Source organism: Wenxinia marina DSM 24838 (assembly GCF_000379485.1).
Classification (GTDB): domain Bacteria; phylum Pseudomonadota; class Alphaproteobacteria; order Rhodobacterales; family Rhodobacteraceae; genus Wenxinia; species Wenxinia marina.
The window spans coordinates 53,592-71,928 of sequence record NZ_KB902288.1 but is presented as its reverse complement, the minus strand read 5'-3'; the positions used below and the strand labels follow the sequence as shown (position 1 = coordinate 71,928).

General features: G+C 70.0%; 20 protein-coding genes. 6 read left to right on the top strand and 14 right to left on the bottom strand.

Features of this window, described 5'->3' with window-relative positions; translation table 11 throughout:
- Positions 1-123: 123 nt before the first annotated feature.
- Complete coding sequence (locus A37W_RS0109400; protein WP_018302777.1) at positions 124-999, top strand: 3-hydroxybutyryl-CoA dehydrogenase; 876 nt, start codon at positions 124-126, stop codon at positions 997-999.
- On the opposite strand, the gene A37W_RS0109395 is transcribed toward A37W_RS0109400, so the two are convergent.
- The 8 genes from A37W_RS0109395 to A37W_RS0109360 all read right to left on the bottom strand — a co-directional run bounded on the left by A37W_RS0109395 (position 996) and on the right by A37W_RS0109360 (position 7,995).
- A complete protein-coding gene (locus tag A37W_RS0109395; protein WP_018302776.1) occupies positions 996-2,432 on the bottom strand; it encodes a methyl-accepting chemotaxis protein in 1,437 nt (478 codons plus the stop codon). The genes A37W_RS0109400 and A37W_RS0109395 overlap by 4 nt on opposite strands.
- A 28-nt stretch (positions 2,433-2,460) precedes the next feature.
- On the bottom strand, positions 2,461-3,372 hold the full coding sequence (locus tag A37W_RS21400) for a lysophospholipid acyltransferase family protein (protein WP_018302775.1): 912 nt from the start codon (positions 3,370-3,372) through the stop codon (positions 2,461-2,463).
- A gap of 28 nt (positions 3,373-3,400) precedes the next feature.
- A complete protein-coding gene (locus tag A37W_RS0109385) occupies positions 3,401-3,679 on the bottom strand; it encodes an HPr family phosphocarrier protein (RefSeq protein WP_018302774.1) in 279 nt (92 codons plus the stop codon).
- Entirely contained in the window at positions 3,676-4,101 is a 426-nt protein-coding gene (locus A37W_RS0109380; protein WP_018302773.1) for a PTS sugar transporter subunit IIA, read from the bottom strand. Before A37W_RS0109380 ends, A37W_RS0109385 begins: the two co-directional genes overlap by 4 nt.
- Complete coding sequence (gene rapZ / locus A37W_RS0109375) at positions 4,098-5,012, bottom strand: RNase adapter RapZ (RefSeq protein WP_040753794.1); 915 nt, start codon at positions 5,010-5,012, stop codon at positions 4,098-4,100. Before rapZ ends, A37W_RS0109380 begins: the two co-directional genes overlap by 4 nt.
- 67 nt (positions 5,013-5,079) lie before the next feature.
- Positions 5,080-5,505 carry an HPr kinase/phosphorylase gene (locus A37W_RS0109370; protein ID WP_018302771.1) on the bottom strand — a complete coding sequence of 142 codons (426 nt, stop codon included), beginning with the start codon at positions 5,503-5,505 and terminating at the stop codon, positions 5,080-5,082.
- 7 nt (positions 5,506-5,512) lie between these two features.
- Positions 5,513-7,276 carry a sensor histidine kinase gene (locus A37W_RS0109365; protein WP_018302770.1) on the bottom strand — a complete coding sequence of 588 codons (1,764 nt, stop codon included), beginning with the start codon at positions 7,274-7,276 and terminating at the stop codon, positions 5,513-5,515.
- A gap of 17 nt (positions 7,277-7,293) precedes the next feature.
- Complete coding sequence (locus tag A37W_RS0109360; protein WP_018302769.1) at positions 7,294-7,995, bottom strand: response regulator transcription factor; 702 nt, start codon at positions 7,993-7,995, stop codon at positions 7,294-7,296.
- A 310-nt stretch (positions 7,996-8,305) separates the two neighbouring features.
- Between A37W_RS0109360 and A37W_RS0109355 the strand changes: the two genes are divergently transcribed.
- The 3 genes from A37W_RS0109355 to A37W_RS22800 are packed head-to-tail and all read left to right on the top strand — an operon-like array spanning position 8,306 to position 10,865.
- Positions 8,306-9,901, top strand: a complete 1,596-nt coding sequence (locus A37W_RS0109355) for a phosphoenolpyruvate carboxykinase (RefSeq protein ID WP_018302768.1) — start codon at positions 8,306-8,308, stop codon at positions 9,899-9,901.
- Positions 9,898-10,383: a DUF3859 domain-containing protein gene (locus A37W_RS21395; RefSeq protein WP_018302767.1), complete on the top strand. Its 486-nt coding sequence runs from the start codon at positions 9,898-9,900 to the stop codon at positions 10,381-10,383. Before A37W_RS0109355 ends, A37W_RS21395 begins: the two co-directional genes overlap by 4 nt.
- Positions 10,384-10,394: 11 nt before the next feature.
- The gene (locus tag A37W_RS22800) at positions 10,395-10,865 is read left to right on the top strand and encodes a DUF3859 domain-containing protein (RefSeq protein ID WP_157236475.1); all 471 of its coding nucleotides are present in this window, start codon (positions 10,395-10,397) and stop codon (positions 10,863-10,865) included.
- Between the two features lie 165 nt (positions 10,866-11,030).
- Here the strand turns inward: A37W_RS22800 and A37W_RS0109340 are convergent, their stop codons facing one another.
- The 3 genes from A37W_RS0109340 to clpS are packed head-to-tail and all read right to left on the bottom strand — an operon-like array spanning position 11,031 to position 13,200.
- On the bottom strand, positions 11,031-11,834 hold the full coding sequence (locus tag A37W_RS0109340) for an SDR family NAD(P)-dependent oxidoreductase (protein WP_018302765.1): 804 nt from the start codon (positions 11,832-11,834) through the stop codon (positions 11,031-11,033).
- Between the two features lie 15 nt (positions 11,835-11,849).
- A complete protein-coding gene (locus A37W_RS0109335; protein WP_018302764.1) occupies positions 11,850-12,833 on the bottom strand; it encodes a class I SAM-dependent methyltransferase in 984 nt (327 codons plus the stop codon).
- Between the two features lie 19 nt (positions 12,834-12,852).
- Complete coding sequence (gene clpS, locus A37W_RS0109330; RefSeq protein WP_018302763.1) at positions 12,853-13,200, bottom strand: ATP-dependent Clp protease adapter ClpS; 348 nt, start codon at positions 13,198-13,200, stop codon at positions 12,853-12,855.
- Between the two features lie 95 nt (positions 13,201-13,295).
- On the opposite strand from clpS, the gene A37W_RS0109325 reads away from it, so the two are divergent.
- Together A37W_RS0109325 and A37W_RS0109320 are read left to right on the top strand one after the other, a co-directional pair.
- Positions 13,296-14,030, top strand: coding sequence for an HAD family hydrolase (locus A37W_RS0109325; RefSeq protein WP_018302762.1), 735 nt, complete (start codon positions 13,296-13,298; stop codon positions 14,028-14,030).
- 222 nt (positions 14,031-14,252) lie between these two features.
- Positions 14,253-15,779: a D-alanyl-D-alanine carboxypeptidase family protein gene (locus tag A37W_RS0109320; RefSeq protein ID WP_018302761.1), complete on the top strand. Its 1,527-nt coding sequence runs from the start codon at positions 14,253-14,255 to the stop codon at positions 15,777-15,779.
- Positions 15,780-15,976: 197 nt separating this feature from the next.
- On the opposite strand, the gene preA is transcribed toward A37W_RS0109320, so the two are convergent.
- Genes preA through A37W_RS0109305 form a run of 3 tightly spaced genes read right to left on the bottom strand, consistent with a single transcriptional unit; the run spans position 15,977 to position 18,226 of the window.
- Entirely contained in the window at positions 15,977-17,281 is a 1,305-nt protein-coding gene (preA, locus tag A37W_RS0109315) for an NAD-dependent dihydropyrimidine dehydrogenase subunit PreA (protein ID WP_018302760.1), read from the bottom strand.
- Between the two features lies 1 nt (position 17,282).
- Positions 17,283-17,783 carry a hypothetical protein gene (locus A37W_RS0109310; protein WP_018302759.1) on the bottom strand — a complete coding sequence of 167 codons (501 nt, stop codon included), beginning with the start codon at positions 17,781-17,783 and terminating at the stop codon, positions 17,283-17,285.
- On the bottom strand, positions 17,780-18,226 hold the full coding sequence (locus A37W_RS0109305) for a hypothetical protein (RefSeq protein WP_018302758.1): 447 nt from the start codon (positions 18,224-18,226) through the stop codon (positions 17,780-17,782). The genes A37W_RS0109310 and A37W_RS0109305 overlap by 4 nt, the downstream gene beginning before the upstream one ends.
- Positions 18,227-18,337 lie beyond the last annotated feature (111 nt).

The following is an 18,337-nucleotide window of genomic DNA, read 5'->3' as shown; positions in this document are numbered from 1 at the left end:
CCCGTCCCCACTGTGCCCGGCGGAGGTTGCGATCGTCCTAAGCCTGGCGCTTTCCGCCGCGGGCAGGCTTGAGACGGCCCTGTCCGGGCCCTAAGGTCCGCCCGATTGCAGAAAGGGGCGAGGATGGAGATCCGGCAGGTCGGAATCATCGGCGCGGGGCAGATGGGCAACGGGATCGCGCACGTCTTCGCCCTCGCGGGCTACGACGTGCTGCTGACCGACATCAGCCAGGACGCGCTGGACGGCGCGCGATCGACCATCACGCGCAACCTCGACCGGCAGGTGTCGCGCGGGACGATCGACGCAGGCGCGCGCGACGCGGCGCTGGGGCGGATCGCCTCGACGCTGAAGCTGCCGGACCTCGGCGCGTCGGACCTGGTGATCGAGGCCGCGACCGAGCGGGAGACCGTCAAGCAGGCGATCTTCGAGGACCTGGTTCCGCACCTGAAGCCCGAGACGATCCTGACGTCGAACACCTCGTCGATCTCGATCACCCGGCTGGCGGCGCGGACCGACCGGCCGGAGAAGTTCATGGGGTTCCACTTCATGAACCCGGTCCCGGTGATGCAGCTGGTGGAGCTGATCCGAGGCATCGCCACCGACGGGCCGACGTTCGACGCCTGCCTTGCCGTGGTGGAGCGGCTGGGCAAGACGGCCTCGACGGCCGAGGATTTCCCCGCCTTCATCGTGAACCGCATCCTGATCCCGATGATCAACGAGGCGGTGTATGCCCTCTACGAGGGTGTCGGCAACGTCCGGTCCATCGACACGTCGATGAAGCTGGGCGCGAACCACCCGATGGGGCCGCTGGAGCTGGCGGACTTCATCGGTCTGGACACCTGCCTGGCCATCATGAACGTGCTGCACGACGGGCTGGCGGATACCAAGTACCGCCCCTGCCCTCTGCTGGTGAAGTATGTCGAGGCCGGCTGGCTGGGGCGCAAGACAAAGCGCGGCTTCTACGACTACCGCGGCGACGAGCCGGTCCCGACGCGTTAGGCGGCCGATCGGCGGCCGGGCACGTCGCGGGGCGGCGCACGGCGGTCGGTGCCGTCGCGGTGCAACTGGAAGGCGTCGAACGGACTGGCGAGCTCGGCCGCACGCCTCGACAGGTCCTCGGCGTTGTCCGACACGTCGCCGGCCATCGCCGCGTTGCGCTGTGTCAGTTCGTCAATGGCGGACAGCGCCTTCTCCACCTCGCCGATCGTCGTTGCCTGCTCCGTCGCGGTCTGCACGACAACGCGAATCTCGCTCGACACCGCGGCGGCGCTGTCGCGAATCTTCTCGAGCGAGGCGCGGGTCCGCCCCACGAGATCCGAGCCGCGACCGACGGTGTCACGGCTGCCGTCGATCATGCGGCGGATGTTCTCGGTCAGCTCCGCGGCGCGCTTGGCGAGCGCCCGCACCTCGGAGGCGACGACGGAGAAGCCCTTGCCGGCCTCTCCGGCGCGGCTCGCCTCCACGCTGGCGTTGAGGGCGAGGAGGTTGGTCTGGAAACTGATCTCCTCAATGCTGGTTGTCACATCGGCGATGTCGCGGAAAGCCTGCTCGATCTCGCCCATCGCGGCAGTTGCCTGATCCGCGTCGCCGAGGCCGGTGACGGCGGCGTCGCTGTTGCCCTCGCTGGCATCGATGGCGCGGCGGAAGCTGATGTCGTTCTGGCGGATCGAGTTCGCGAGTTCGGTCACGGCGGCCGTGCTCTGCTCCACCGACGCGGCCTGCGACTGGGCGCGCCGCGACAGATCCTCGGACAAGCGGGACAGCGCGCCGGTCTTCTCGCGCACCCCCTCGGCGTTGAGCTTGACGCCGTGGAACACCTCCTCGACCCGACTGGCCATGGTGTTGAAGGCGATCCTGTTCGGCGCATAGGCCGTGGGGAAGTCGTCACCGATCCGCCGGCCGGTGTCACCGCGGCTGAGCGACTCGATCGCCTCGCCGAGCAGGTCGAAGGCGCGCGACTGCTCTTCCGCCTCGGCGGCGAAGAAGGCGGTCATCACGGCCTCGATGTCCATCAGGACGGCGGTGGACGCGGCCCGTGCCATGCGGCGGCCGCGCGCCGGGCGCAGACGCGTGGCGGCCGAGATCGCGTCGTGAATCAGTCCGGTCGCACGTGCATACATGGACATGAAAATGAGGTAGGGCAGACCGATCCGGAAATGGACGCGTCCTACCGTGTCGGCCGAGTGGAAGTAGTCGTCGTCGAAGCGGCCGGAGAACAGCCTTTCCCAGTGGCGGGCCTGCTTGCTGCGCGCGTGTCGCATGTGGGCCGCGTCCGAGAAGAAGGCGGACATCTCGGCGTCGCTGGAGACGTCGCGGTAGAAGGTGCCGAGGATGTCGTCGATCCTGGGGCCGATCACGCCCCACACCGCCGCGAGATCCTCGCGCAGCGCATCATCGACACCGAAGCGGGTCTGGAAGGCTGACTTGTCCATCTGTCCTGCCGTCTGGGTCCGGCAGCACTTATGACGCAGACTCCTTGCCAGCCGGTGTACGCGAGCGCCCCCCGAGGGCGAGCGTTTCGGCGCGCAGCCAGTCCATCATCGCCCGCGGATCGCCGGAGCGCCGCGCGATCTCGTCCGGGCCGATCGGCCGGCCGAAGGCGGGGCGCTGCGGCCGGTCGAAGGCATGGACCACCTCGTGCAGCAGCAGGCTCTGCCGCAGCGTGGGCGAGAGGCGGTTGGCGACGTGGTACCAGCGCGAATTGGAGCCGGGGAAGTGGCAGGGCACGACACTGGCGCCCGAATTGCGGATCATCTTGGCGGTGAAGAGGCTCCACTCGCCCTCGATCGCGGGACCGAAGGCGGTGTGCGACGCCGCCACGGCGCCAGAGGGGAACAGCGCGACGAGACCGCCGCGGGCGAGATGATCCATCGCGGCGCGGCGCATCTCGATCATCCGCCGCTGGGCATCGGGTTCGTGCGGGAAGGGCACGGCGATCATGTAGCTGGCCGCGACCTCGTCGATGCCGGTCAGGATGGAGCGGGTGAGGATACGGTAATCGTCCCGTACATGGCCGATCAGCGCGGCGAGGATCATCCCGTCGACCAAGCCGTGGGGATGGTTGGCGACCAGCACCACGGGCCCCTCCCGCGGGATCCGTGCCAGCTCCTCCGGCGGGGTGAGGAGGTCGATGCCCATCACCTCCATCGTGCGCAGCCAGAAGGCGTGGCCGGAGGGCACCCCGCCACGCTCGAACGCGTTGATGCGGCGGACGATGGTCCACTTGCCGGTCATCCACTCGATCGCCCGGATCGTCGCCCGCTTGATCGGGCTGTCGAAGGTGTTTGAATAGGTGAGCGTCCGCATGTCGTAGATCGACGCGGGTGCGGTCCCGTGGCTGGCGGTGTCGGTCGGGTCGGTGAGGTCGGTCACGGCGCGGCTCCCCTCTCGCGACGGGCGGTCAGTTGCCTTCGCCGAACCTGTCGGCGACGAGAGCCTCGATCGCGTCGGCGAGGGTCTCGGCCTGCGGGCCCGCCGTCTCGACCTCGATGAAGGTGCCCTTCGAGGCGGCGAGCATCAGCAGCCCCATGATGCTGTCGCCCGAGGCGCTCATCCCGTCCTTGGAGATCTCGGCGCGGGCGTCGTGGGCCTCGACCACCTCGGCGAGCTTGGCCGAGGCGCGGGCGTGCAGGCCCTTGACGTTGAGGATCTTCAGCCGCCGCCGGACGACCGTGCTCATGCGACGCCGCCCCGGGCGGCAGCGCGGACGGCGGGCTGGGCGACGATCTGGCTGTCGATGTACTTGCGGCCGGCGTCGAGGGCGAGCGCGACGGCGTCGTCGACGCTGCGCCGGCGCGACTTGGCCAGCTTGATGAGGAGCGGCAGGTTGGCGCCGTAGAGGATGCGGCGGTCCGTCACGCCACAGGCGCGCAGCGACAGGTTGGAGGGCGAGCCGCCGAACATGTCGGTCACCACGATCACCCCGTCGCCGGTATCGACGGCATCGGCAGCGGCGCAGATCTCCATCTGCTTGGCGGTGCGGTCGCAGTCGGGGCGGATCGCGATCGCGCGCATGCCCTCCTGCGGGCCGACCACATGCTCGACCGCAGAGAGGTACTCGCGCGCGAGGCCCCCATGGGCGACGATCACGATGCCGATCACCTGTCCGTACCCCGCTCCGGGCCGCCATCCGCCAGCGCCGCTCGGCGCTCCAACTCCCTGTGACGACTAGACACCTGCCACCCGGCGGCCGCAAGCGCCGATGCCATCTCGCGCGCGATGGCCACGCTGCGGTGTTGCCCTCCGGTACATCCGAAGGCGACGACGAGGTGGCTCTTGCCCTCGTCGCGGTAGCCCGGCAGCACGGTCAGGAGAAGGTCGCGGGTCCGGGCGAAGAACTCGTCGTAGCGCGGGTCGGCCTCGACGTGGGCGAGGACGGCCGGATCGCGGCCGTCGCGGCCGCGCAGCGACGGCTCCCAGTGCGGGTTGCGGAGGAATCGGACGTCGAAGACGAGGTCGGCGCCGCGCGGCAGGCCGCGCTTGTACGAGAAGGACTGGATCGACACGGCGAGCGTACGGCCGGCGCCGCCGGCGAACAGGTCGAACATCTCGGCGCGCAGGTCGTGGGGCGTCAGGCCGCCGGTCTCGATGAGGATGTCGGCGCGGCCGCGGATCGGCACCAGCAGCTCCTTCTCGCGCTCGATCCCCTTCAGCGGCGGGCCCTCGGGGGCGAGCGGGTGGCGGCGGCGGGTCTCGGAATAGCGGGCGACGAGGTCGTCGACCGGCGCGTCGAGGTAGAGGACCTGCTCGGCCACGTCGTCGCGGGCGGCGAGGCGGTCGATCGCCTCGATCAGCGCATCGACGCCGAAGTCCCGGTTGCGCACGTCGAGGCCGAGCGCGAGCGGCCGGGCGAGCGGGGGGCCGTCGATGAGACGCGGCAGCAGCGAGAGCGGCAGGTTGTCGATGACCTCCCAGCCGAGATCCTCGAGCGCGTTGATAGCGGTCGAGCGCCCGGCGCCGGACGGGCCGGTGACGAGGACGACGCGCTGCCGACCGTCAGGAGCGACCGGAATGCGGCCGTCCGGATTGGTTGCATTGAGTGTCTCGATATTCGTCTGCACGGGTGGGGTGACCGGAAAATCAGTGGAGCCGACCAAGCAGTAGATACTGAAGGATCGCGGCCGCAAAATGGCCGGTCCCGGCATCGTGAAGCAAGGGGACGTCAACATCGAGGCGCGTGACGCTGCGTCGCGGCGGAAGCCTTTCCGTCTCGCGCGTGCCGAGATCGACCTCCAGCGCGACCTGGACCGGAGGATGGGCGGCGGCCGCGAGCAGGCCGACAAACCGCGCCTCGATCATCCCGGTCAGCGCGGGCGGGCAACTGGCCACGAGGCCCGCGCCCCGACGGGTAAGGATCGTGCGGTCGTCGGCGACGAGACCGGCGCCGCGGGACATCAATTCCAGCGCCAGCGCGGACTTCCCGCTGCCCGACGGGCCGGTGATCAGGACGCCGCGGCCGGCGACCGCGACGCAGCTGGCGTGGATGGTCTCGGGGGCCGGGGCCACCGGAACGTCAGATCGGCAGGCCGACCACGAAGCGCGCGCCCAGCGGGTCCGAGGTCGGGTCCGCGTCGGTGGGGCGGATGTTCTCGGCCCAGATCACGCCGCCATGGCTCTCGACGATCTGCTTGGAGATGGCGAGGCCGAGGCCGGAATTGTTGCCGAACTGAGATTGCGGGCGCTCGGAGTAGAAGCGCTGGAAGATCTTGGACAGCGCGTTCTCGGGGATGCCGGGGCCGGTATCCTCGACCACGATCAGGACGCGGTTCTTGCGCTTGCGGACCCACATGCGGATCGCGTCGCCGTCCTCGCAGAACGAGATGGCGTTGGTGATGAGATTGACGAAGACCTGCGCCAGCCGGCTCTCGAGGCCGGTGATGATGATCGCCTGCTCCGGCAGGTCGACGATGAACTCGACGCCCTTGGCCCTGGCGTCGCGGCCGAGGAACTCGTGCAGGCGGGTGAGCATGACGAGGAGGTCGAACGGCTCCTCCTCCTCCCTCACCAGCTCGGAATCGAGGCGCGAGGCGGAGGAGATGTCGGTGACGAGACGGTCGAGGCGCTGCAGATCGTGCTCGATCACCTGGAGCATCTTCTGCCGCTGCTCTTCCTTCTTGACGACCTCGAGCGTGCCGACGGCGGAACGCAGGGACGCGAGCGGGTTCTTGATCTCGTGCGCGACGTCGGCGGCGAACTGCTCGTTCGTCTCGATCCGCTCGTAGAGGGCGGCGACCATGCCGCGCAGCGCGGCGGACAGGCGGCCGATCTCGTCCGGGCGGGCGGTGAGGTCGGGGATGCGGATCCGCTCGGGCGTCATCTTGCGGGCGTTGCGGTCGCGCCCCAGCTCGGCCGCGGCGGCGAGCTCGGCGATCGGATTGGCGATGGTCGAGGCGAGGATCAGCGACAGGACGACCGAGATCAGGATGCCGACGAGGAACATCTGCAGCACCTGCTCGCGCTCCTGCCGCAGGAGGCCGTCGATCTCGCCCGAGCGGCTGGCGACGGCGATGGCGCCGACGGGGGTGTCGCCCCGCATGATCGGCGTCGCGACGTAGAGGACCGAGCCGCGGGCGTCGAGGCGGGTGTCGATGGCCGTGCCGTTGACCATAGCGTTGCGCGACAGGTCGCGGCCGACGGTGACCGGGTCGCCTTCGGCGGCGCCGCCGGTGCCCGAGATCCGGTCGGCCAGCGCGGTCCACGACCGGTTGATCAGGTCCGACACGATGGTCGAGTTCTCGGATCCGTCGAGCCCCTCGAACGCGCCCCGCCGGTCCGCCGCCTCGCCCCGGGCGACGAGCTGGCCCTCGGTGTCGTAGACCATGACCGAGATGCCGTTCGACAGGTCGAGGCCCTGCAGCGTCGCGACCGGGTCGATGCCGTCCGCGGTGATCAGGTTCACCGGCGCGCTCGCCGGCAGCGCCGCCTCGAACACGTCGGCGATCAGCTCGGTCTCGCTGACGAGGCCGGTGGCGCGCTGGAACAGAAGATTGTCGCGGCCGGGCGCGAGGTACAGCATTCCGGCGACCATCAGGCACAGGCCGACGAGGTTGAAGGTGACGATCTTCCGCGCCAGCGGCGAGGTGCGCAGCGCGCGCAGCCCGCGCCGGCGGGGCGCGGCGGTCGTGCGCTTCTCGGGGCGGACCCAGTCCTCGCCCAGAAGGACCTGCGTGGTGCCGTCGGCGGCTTCGGCCCGGTCGCCGGGGCGTGCGCCCATCGCCCGCGCGGCGTTGCGCACGGACCCAAGGTCGCGAACGTCGATCTGCGGCGCGGCCGTCATGTCCTGCCCCTTCGGCCTTATTCTTCGTTGTAGCGGTAGCCGATCCCGTACAGCGTCTCGATGGCCGAGAACTCCTCGTCGGCCTGGCGCATCTTCTTGCGCAGCCGCTTGATGTGCGAATCGATCGTGCGGTCGTCGACGTAGACCTGGTCGTCGTAGGCGACGTCCATGAGCTGGTCGCGACTCTTCACGAAGCCGGGCCGCTGGGCGAGGGCCTGCAGCAGCAGGAACTCGGTCACGGTGAGGGAGACGTCGTTGCCCTTCCAGGTGACGGCGTGGCGCAGCGGATCCATCGTGAGCTGGCCGCGGACCATGACCTTCGATTCCTCGCCCGTCTCGGGCAGATCGCCCGAGATCGCCTCCTGCCGGCGGAGGAGCGCGCGGATCCGCTCCACCAGCAGGCGCTGGCTGAACGGTTTCTTGACGTAGTCGTCGGCGCCCATCCGCAGGCCCAGCACCTCGTCGATTTCGTCGTCCTTGGAGGTCAGGAAGATGACGGGCATCGAGGTCTTCTGGCGGAGGCGCTGCAGCAGGTCCATGCCGTCCATGCGCGGCATCTTGATGTCGAGGACGGCCATGTCGGGCATGCGCTTGTTGAAGGCGTCGAGCGCGGACTGTCCGTCGTTGTAGGTCTCGACCTCGAAGCCCTCGGCCTCGAGCGTCATCTGGACGGACGTCAGGATGTTCCTGTCGTCGTCCACCAATGCGATTTTCGACATCGGGGTTACCCTTGCTGCTCTAATTCTTGTTTTGCCTGTTTTTCCATGAGTCTAATCCCCCTTTCCTCACGCGAATCAATCCAAAACTGGCCGGACGCCCGGCTGCCGCCCCAGTTTTGCCAAGAAAAAGGCGAAGGAATGGCTAAAATGCCTCACCGGCAAGGCAGGGCGGCGGCGGGCCGACCGCCGGCCGGACTGGTGGCGCAAACATCGGAACTGGTGGCGCTAACGTCCTGTTCAGCCTCGGAAAGCCCGTGATACGCGTCCCCGAGCGGGCGAAATGACGCCCCGTCAACAGGAGACGTTCCCGATGCCCGGTTCCGCCATCCCCGCCCTGACGCTCGACGCACAAGGCATCACCGGCCTCGGCAACGCCTTCTACAACCTCTCCGCCGACGCGCTGCTCGACGCCGCCATCGAGCGCGGCGAGGGCGTGCGCGGCAAGGGCGGCACGCTTCTCGTCAGCACCGGCAGGCACACCGGCCGGTCCCCCAGGGACAAGTTCGTGGTCCGCACGCGGGCGACCGAGGACAGGGTCTGGTGGGACAACAACGCCCCCATGCAGCCCGACGCCTTCGCGCGGCTGAAGGCCGACATGCTCGCCCACATGCAGGGGCGGGACTACTGGGTGCAGGATCTGATCGGCGGCGCCGACCCGGCGCACCGGCTCGACGTGCGGATGGTGACCGAACTCGCCTGGCACGCCCTCTTCATCCGACACCTTCTCCGCCGCCCGACCGAGGCCGAGCTGGGATCGATGAGCCCAGACTTCACCATCATCAACTGCCCGTCGTTCAAGGCCGACCCCGACCGCCACGGCTGCCGCAGCGAGACGGTGATCGCGATCAACTTCGACGAGCGGACGGTGCTGATCGGCGGCACGGAATATGCCGGCGAGAACAAGAAGTCGGTCTTCACCATCCTGAACTACCTGCTGCCCGAGAAGGGCATCATGCCAATGCACTGCTCGGCCAACCACGCGCCCGGCAACCCGGTCGACACGGCGATCTTCTTCGGCCTCTCCGGCACCGGCAAGACGACGCTGTCGGCCGATCCGAACCGCGTGCTGATCGGCGACGACGAGCATGGCTGGTCGGACCGCGGCACCTTCAACTTCGAGGGCGGGTGCTATGCCAAGACGATCGGCCTCAAGGCCGAGAGCGAGCCCGAGATCTACGCCACCTGCTCGATGCCGGGCACGGTGATCGAGAACATGGTCTACGACCCCGAGACGCTGGAGCTGGACTTCGAGGACGACAGCCTCACCGCGAACACGCGCTGCGCCTACCCTCTGGAGTCGATCCCGAACGCCAGCGCCTCGGGCCTCGGCGGGCATCCCAAGAACGTCATCATGCTGACCTGCGACGCGTTCGGCGTGCTGCCGCCGATCGCCCGGCTGACGCCGGCGCAGGCGATGTACCACTTCCTGTCCGGCTTCACCTCCAAGGTGGCGGGGACCGAGCAGGGCGTGACCGAGCCGCAGCCGACCTTCTCGACCTGCTTCGGCGCGCCGTTCATGCCGCGCCGCCCCGAGGTGTATGGAAAGCTGCTGCAGGACAAGATCGCCAAGCATGGCGCGACCTGCTGGCTGGTGAATACCGGCTGGACCGGCGGCGCCTACGGCACCGGCAGCCGGATGCCGATCCGCGCGACCAGGGCGCTGCTGTCCGCCGCGCTGGACGGCTCGCTCGCCGAGGGGCAGTTCCGCAAGGATCCGAACTTCGGCTTCGACGTGCCGGTGTCGGTCGAGGGCGTCGACGACGCGCTGCTTGACCCCCGCTCCACCTGGGGCGATCCTGACGCCTACGACCGGCAGGCGGCGAAGCTCGTGGAGATGTTCGCGGACAACTTCGCCCGCTACGTGCCGTACATCGACGAGGACGTGAAGGCGGCGGCGATCGGATGACGAGACTTCTCGGGGCGGCAGCCCTTCTTCTGGGGGCCGGCGCCCCCGCGGCGGCGGACGAGATCAGCGGACAGATCAGCCGCTGGCAGGCGGGCGTCGTGTGCTCCTCGCAGTTCGGCAACGGCGCACGCCCGGCCGACGACATCGCCTTCGTGGCGCAGACGCAGGTCGTGCCGGCGGTGGTCGGCATGGGCTTCGGCGTGCGGGCGCAGGCGCAGGCGCCGGGCGGCGTCGCCGTGACGATCGTGGTGGACCACCCGCCCTTCACGCCCGGCGGGCCGACGCAGCATACCTACGCGACGACAATGTCGGGCTCGGCCATGTCCGGCTTCTTCTACCGGTTCGAGGACCAGCAGGAGGCGGCGGTGGGCGCATGGCGCGTGTCGGCGCTGTCCGGGCAGACGGTCCTCTATTCCCTCGACTTCGACGTGGTGCCGCCGCGGGCGAACGACGGCCTTCTGGCGGCCTGCGGCGCCGGTTGAGCGCGGTGGCCGTGCGGGCCCTTCTCGTCGCGGCCCTCGGCGCGGGACCGCTGTCGGCCGAGACGATCCAGAGCGACGCCATCGCCGAGATGCAGGCCGGCGTGATCTGCCCGAACCTCGCCGGTCCGGTGTCGTTCGTGGCCTACACGCAGGTGGTCCCTGCCGTCCTGGGGATGGGCTTCGGCGTGCGCGCCCGGGCCGCGCGGCCCGAGGGGCATCCGGACGTCGTGGCCTACGTCGGGCACCCGCCCTTCGCCGCGAACGGGCCGGGGGACGGGACGCAGACGATGATCTACGACGCCGCGATCTCGGGTCAGGGGCCGTCGGGCTTCTTCTTCCAGTTCGAAACGGAGGAAGAGCTGGTGCCCGGCGACTGGTGGATCGCCGTCGTGGACGGGACCGAGCTGCTGTACCGGGTGGACTTCCGCGTGGTCGCGGCGAGCGAGGGCGACCGGCTGGTCGAGGTGTGCGGGCTGGGATGAGGTCGGCGATGTCGCCCGCCCGGACACAGCCGCTTCAGCGGCCCGGGCAGCGTCTGGCGGCCCCCCGGCGGACATCTGCCCGTGGCCAGGCGCCGCCCTCCGACGCGCTCTAGAACAGCCGCCCCGGGCTGGCCCCGGGGCCTCGAGGTCCGGGCCTCGCCGCCGTCAGTGCGTGCCGACCGCCGCCGCGTCGATCAGCGTGCGGCCGCCGTCCACGGTGATCACCTGCCCGGTCACGAAGTCCGACGCGTCGGACGCGAGGTACTGCGCGGCGTCGGACACCTCGCCGGGCCCGGCGATCCGGGCCAGCGGCGTGTGCTGCAGGATTTCGGACCGCATCTCGCCATGCTCCTTCAGCGCGCCCTTCAGAGACGCGCTCATCACGCTGCCGAAGGCGACGGCGTTCACCCGGATCCGGCGCGGCGCCAGCGCCACGGCCATCGAGCGGGTGAACTGCTCCAGCGCCGCGGTGGCGACGGAATAGCCGAGCAGGTCGGGATGCGCCCGCCGGGCGGCGATGGACGACAGGTTGATGATCGAGCCGAGCGTGCCCTCGGTCCGGTCCTCGCCCTGCTTGATCATCCGCTTCGCCGTCGCCTGGGTCAGGCGCAGCGCCGTCATCAGGTTCTGCTCGATCAGGTCCGGCACCGACGTGTCGTCGGGGTCGAGAGGGTCGGTCGTCGCCACCTGGCGCGAGGCGTTGACGAGGATGTCGATCCGGTCGAACGCGTCGGTGGCCAGCGACAGAAGGTTCTGCACCGTCAGCTTCTGCCGCAGGTCGCCGGTGAACATCCGCACCGACCCTTCCTTGTCCGCATCCTCGCCGATCTCGCGGGTCAGCGCGGCCTCGTCGCGGTCGACGAAGACGACGTTCGCCCCCTCCTCGACGAAGCGGCGGCCGATGGCGAGGCCGACGCCGTGCGCGGCCCCGGTGACAATGGCGGTCTTGCCGGCGATCGAGAACGACATGTCGGGGGGCTCCGGTCAGGCCCGGCGGGTGCGCCGCGGCCGCGTGGCGTGGAGGAGCTTGAAGCCGCCCGTGCCGCCGATCTCCTCGGTGCGGACGAACGCCTCCTCCAGCGCCGCCTCATAGGGCAATTGCCGGTTTGCGACAAGCCAGAGGGCGCCGTTCGGGGTCAGCATCGCTGCCGCCGCGGCGATGAAGCCCCGGCCGAGCGAGGGGTCGGCGGCGCGGCCGGCGTGGAACGGCGGGTTGCAGACGATGCCGTCGAAGGGCTGCTCGGGGCGGTACGCCGTGGCGTCGGCCCAGTGGAATGTGGCGCGGGAATCGGCGACGTTCAGGCGGGCGCAGTCGAGGGACAGCTTCTCGGCCTCGATCAGGTCGAGGCTCTGCACGCCCTCCCGCTCGAGCACCGCGCGGGCGAGGTAACCCCACCCGGCCCCGAGATCCGCCATCCGCGCGGGCAGTTGCGCGGGCAGCGCGGCGGCCAGGGTCTCGGACCCGCGGTCCGGCCCGCCCTCGGAGAAGACGCCCGGCTGGCGGACCCAGCCGTCGTCCTGTCGCTCCGGCCCCGGAGAGGCCCAGTCGCCGAAGGCGTCGCCACCGGGGGCGACGGCGATCCGGCCGTGGCCGGCGGTGATCGACGGCGCCTCGCCGAGACGGGCGCGGATGTCGCGCCACAGGCTGTCGATGCCGTCGGTCTTCTGCCCGTCCACCGCAACCGTCGCGGCGCGCGCCGACGCCTCGGCCACCATCGCGCGGGACAGGGACTTGGAGCGGTTGGCGAAGACGATGGCGAGGTCGCTTTCGGGCGGTTCGGTCGCGACGTCGAGGCCCTGCGCCGTCCAGAACTCCACGTCCGGGCGGAAGGTCGCGACGATCGTCACCTGCTCGCGCGGGAGCGCCGCAAGGTCCACGTCGCGCGGCGGGCGCAGCAGCGTGATCCGTCCCTCGGGCAACGGCAGGAGGCCGCTCTCGGCGGCGCGGCTCAGGCGGCTCTGCGACATGGGGTCGGGCGCGGGCGCCCTATTCCTTTTCCATCGTGCATTGCAGCGGGTGCTGGTGCCGCTGGGCGAAGTCCATGACCATCGCGACCTTGGTCTCGGCGATCTCGTACGAGAACACGCCGACCACGGCGACGCCCTTCTTGTGCACCGTCAGCATCAGTTCGAACGCCTGGGCGTGGGAGAGGCCGAAGAACCGCTCCAGCACGTGGACGACGAACTCCATCGGGGTGTAATCGTCGTTGAGGATCAGCACCTTGTAGAGCGGCGGCTTGCCGGTCCGGGTGCGCGTGGCGAGCTTGACGCCGGTGCCGCCCTCGCGGTCGCCGTCGTCGCCGTCGTCCTGCATCGTCCAGAAATCCGTCAGCATGCCGTCCCTTGCGTTCCCCGCGCCCGGTTCATAGGCGACTGTATATAAGGTCGCGGCTTTGGCTGAAAAGACCGCTAACGGGGAGTTTTCGACCCATGCCAAAGAGCGGGACCGGCCTCGCCGACTGGACCGTCGGTTTCGACGCCGACGACACGCTGTGGCACAACGAGCGGTTCTTCCGGATGACGCAGGAGCGCTTCGCCGACCTGCTGTCGGACCACGCCGACGGGCCGGCGCTGATGGAGCGCCTGCATGCGGCCGAGCGGCGCAACCTCGGGCGCTACGGCTTCGGCATCAAGGGCTTCACCCTGTCGATGATCGAGACCGCGGTCGAGGTGACGGAGGGCCGGGTCGACGGCCGCGTGGTCGGCGAGATCCTCGCCGCCGGGCGCGAGATGCTGGCGCATCCGATCGAACTGCTGCCCCATGCGCGGGAGGCGGTGGAGGCGGTTGCGGGACGGGCGCGGGTCGTGCTGGTGACGAAGGGCGACCTCCTCGACCAGGAGCGCAAGCTGGCGCAGTCGGGTCTCGGCGACCTCTTCGATTCGGTCGAGATCGTCAGCGACAAGACGCCCGCGACCTACGCCCGGATCTTTCCCGGTGACGGGGCGCGGGGCGTCATGGTCGGCAACTCCCTGAGGTCCGACGTCCTGCCCGCGATCGAGGCGGGCGGATGGGGTCTCTACGTGCCGCACGACCTGACCTGGGCCTACGAGTCGGCCGACGAGCCGGAGGCGCATCCGCGCTACCGCCGGCTCGGATCGCTGGCGGAGATCGGCGCGGTAATGGACGACCTCGCGGCAGGCTCAGCGATCCGTTCCGGGCATTAGTGGTGGGGTAGCGCGCAGCCGCCACCACATCTAGCGCGTTGCATGCAGAACACGGCCGAACCTGCTGAATCTGCGGGGGTTTGCGGCCACACGGACGCGTGCTAGCGTCGCCTCAACAAACGAGGGATCGGCCCGAATCCGGCCCCGTGAGGCAGTAAAAGGCAGTATGCCGTGACACGTCGTCTGGAACTGGCGGCCCGTCTGGGTCTGCTCATGCTATTCATGCTGGCCGCGGGGGCGTTCGCCCCGAGCCAGGCCCGCTCGGCGCCGTTCGCCGCGATGGTGATGGACGCCCGCACGGGCGAGGTCATCTTCGCGCGGAACGCCGACACCCGGCTGCATCCCGCGTCGCTCACCAAGATGATGACGCTCTACATCGCGTTCCAGGCGGTGGAGCGGGGCGAGATCGGCCTCGACACGATGGTGACCATCACCTCCGCCGCGGCGAACGAGCCGCCATCGCGCCTCGGCCTGCGGTCTGGTCAGCAGATCGCCTTCCGCTACCTGATCCGCGCCGCCGCGATCCGGTCGGCCAACGACGCGGCCCACGCGATCGGGGTCGCGATCTCGGGGTCCGAGGACGCCTTCGCGCGGCGCATGAACGCCACCGCGCAGGCGATGGGGATGCGCAACACCACGTTCGTGAACATGCACGGCCTGACCGCGGACGGGCACATGTCGACGGCGCACGACATGACGATCCTCGGGCGGCACGTGATCTACGACTTCCCGCAATACTACAACCTGTTCTCCCGGCGCTCGGCCGATGCCGGGATCGCGCAGGTGCTGAACACCAACCGCCGGTTCCTCGACGCCTACGACGGCGCGGACGGGATCAAGACCGGCTACACCAATGCCGCCGGCTACAACCTCGTCGCCAGCGCGCAGCGCGGGCAGGAGCGGATCATCGCGACCGTCTTCGGCGGCACGTCGGTGGCCGACCGCAACCGCCGCGCGGCCGAGTTCCTGGACATGGGCTTCTCCCGCGCGCCCGGGCAGGTCGCGGTGAACGCGCCGCAGCCCGCCCCGGCGATGGACGACATCCCGGCCGGCGCCGTGGTGCTGGGGCAGAGCGTGCTGAACGCGCCGCCCGCGGCGCGGACGGTGCGGGTGTCGGGTCTGGTGACCCGCAGCCTGCGGCCCGTGGCCCGGCCCGCGGGCATCGGGCCGGACCTCGACGGGGTCAGCGACGACATGATCGCCGACGCGCTGGCGCAGGCGCTGGAGCAGGCGGACGCCGGCGACACGACAGGGGCGGCCGCGCCGCCCGGCGCGCCGGACACGGGCGGCACGATGACCATCGCCGAGGCCGCGGCGGGGGCCGAGGGCCTCGACGTCGCGGGCGGGCTCGACGATGCCGTCCTCCTCGCAGCAGCCCCGCCGCCCGAGGGGATGCCGGCCCCCGAGACGCGCCCGCGCGAGATCATCATGACCTCCGCCGCCATCGCGCCGGCGGAGGTGCCCCTGCCCGAGGCCGCGCCGGAAGTGGTCACGCGCCTGTCCACCTCCGGCGGCCATCACTGGGGCATCAACGTCGGCCGCTTCAACAGCCGCTACGACGCCGAGCGGCACCTGCTGACCGTCGCGCTGAACGAGGCGGCCGTCCTGTCGGGCGGCCTGCGCCGCGTGGTGCAGCGGCCGAACGGGTTCGACGCGAACTTCATGGGACTGACCCGCGAGGGCGCGGACCTCGCCTGCCGCCGCCTGCAGGCGCGCGGGACGACCTGCTTCATGATCGGGACGGAGTAGGCCCGGGCGCGGCGGATCGTCCGCCGAACCGGCCGACGGAACGGAGTGTCCGGCCAGGGCCGGACGCCCCGACGCTGCCGGATTCGCCTCGTCTCACCACGCTGCATGACCGCCGGCCCCGCGGGGGCCCGGCGGCGTCCGGCCGGGGGGGCGCTGCCGAAGCCGCCTGGCCGGACCGGAGTCCCTGGACCGCGCCCCTATTCCGCGGCCGTGGCCATGGGGTTGTTCGGGTGCGTCGTCCAGTTGGCGTACTCGTCCTGCACCACACGTCCGGTGCGCGGATCGACGGTGCCCGGCGCAAGCCGCTCCATCGTGATGCAGTCCTCGACCGGGCAGACGTCCACGCACAGGTTGCAGGCGACGCACTCGGCGTCGATCACCTCGAACACCCGCCCCTCGCCCATCGCGATCGCCTGGTGCGAGGTGTCCTCGCAGGCCGCGTAGCAGCGGCCGCACTTGATGCAGAGGTCCTGGTCGATCCGCGCCTTGGTCACGTAGTTGAGGTTCAGGTACTGCCAGTCCGTCACGTTCGGAACCGCCCGCCCCACGAAGTCGGCGGTGGAGCGGTATCCCTTCTCGTCCATCCATTGCGACAGGCCGGACATCATCTCCTGCACGATGCGGAAGCCGTAGGTCATGGCCGCCGTGCAGACCTGCACGTTGCCGCAGCCCAGCGCCATGAACTCCGCCGCGTCGCGCCAGGTGGTGATGCCGCCGATGCCGCTGATCGGCATCCCGCGCGTCGCCTCGGCGCGGGCGATCTCGGACACCATGGACAGCGCGATCGGCTTCACCGCCGGTCCGCAATAGCCGCCGTGGCTGCCCTTGCCGTCGATCGTCGGCATCGGCGCGAAATTGTCGAGGTCGACGGACGTGATGGAGTTGATCGTGTTGATGAGGCTGACCGCGTCCGCACCGCCATTGCGCGCCGCCGCGGCCGGCTTGCGGATGTCGGTGATGTTGGGCGTCAGCTTCACGATGACCGGGCGGTCGTAGTACTGCTTGCACCACCGCGTGACCATCTCGATGTATTCCGGCACCTGCCCGACGGCTGAGCCCATGCCCCGCTCGCTCATCCCGTGGGGGCAGCCGAAGTTGAGCTCGATCCCGTCGGCGTTCGTCTCGGCCACCCGCGGCAGGATCGCCTTCCACGCCGCCTCCTCGCAGGGGACCATGATCGAGGCGATGAGCGCGCGGTCCGGATAGTCGGCCTTCACCCGCGCCATCTCCTCGAGGTTCGTCTCCAGCGGGCGGTCGGTGATCAGCTCGATGTTGTTGATGCCCAGCACCCGCCGGTCGGCGCCATAGACCACGCCGTAGCGCGGGCCGTTCACGTTCACCACCGGCGGCCCCTCGGCGCCCAGCGTCTTCCAAACCACACCGCCCCAGCCCGCCTCGAAGGCGCGGCGGACGTTGTATTCCTTGTCCGTCGGCGGCGCCGAGGCGAGCCAGAACGGGTTCGGGCTGCGGATGCCCACGAATTCGGAGGTCAGGTCGGCCATGTCAGGCTCCTTCGCTGGAGGGCTCGAATTGGTCGGGATCGACGCCTGCACCTGCAAGGCGTTGGCGGGCAGCGGTCCGGGTCTGCATGTCGAAGGTCTTGGGGTGACGAAGAACGACCGCTTCGAAGGTCAGCTCGGCGTGGCCGCGGGCGAGCAGGTCGACGAAGCCCGCCGACGCGTCCCGCTTCAACGTGAGGTCCGAACAGGTCTTGGCTTCGCCGTCGCGGGCGATCTTCTGGCGTGTGCGGGACAGACGCACGGTCTTGCCCCGCTCATCCGCCAGCATCTCCTCGAGCGCGTGAACGGACTGCCAGACGTCGTGCTCCACCGTTCCGGGCGTGGCTTCGGGCTGGATCAGACAGAGGCGCACGAAGGCGGCCCGCTCGATGACGTCCGAACCCAGACGACGGGCATTGGAGATCATCGCGCGAAGCCGCTCCGCGTCGGCGAGGGTCTCGATCCGATCCAGAGCGGCGCGTTCTTCCTTGGCAATCGGCGTCATTCGACGGGGAACTCCGCGCTGTCGAGCAGGGTGAAGCCCGAGCCGTTCCAGTCGTGGTAGTCCTCGATCAGGTAAGGCTGCCCGTCATTGCCGAGCGTGTGATACCGCACCACCAGATCCCACCCGCCGTCCGCCCCGGGCGCGGCGTAGAGAGTCTGCGCCGAGCCCGTCCAGAGCACCCGGAGCGAGCGGCCGTCGAGGACGGCGGCGGCGCAGACGACGATGCCGTTGGAGCAGGTGGCGCTGCTGTCGATCACCACCATGAGATCCTCGGCACCGTCCCCGTCGATGTCGGCGCGGACGGTGCGGGTGGAGAAGCCGATTTCGGCCAGATCGATATCGCCGAGGCCCAGCGCCTGCTCTATCACGGGCCACTCCTCGACGGTCTGCGCCGCCGCGGGACCGGCGAGGCAGAGGGCGAGGATTGCGGCGGAACCCTTCATCGCTGACCCTCCTGATGCTCGGGACAATGATAGGACGTCCGGCTGCCCGCTGTCTTCCTCGCGATGATGTGGCCGCAGCGCGGGCGATCGTCACCGGCCTCGCGGAGGCGG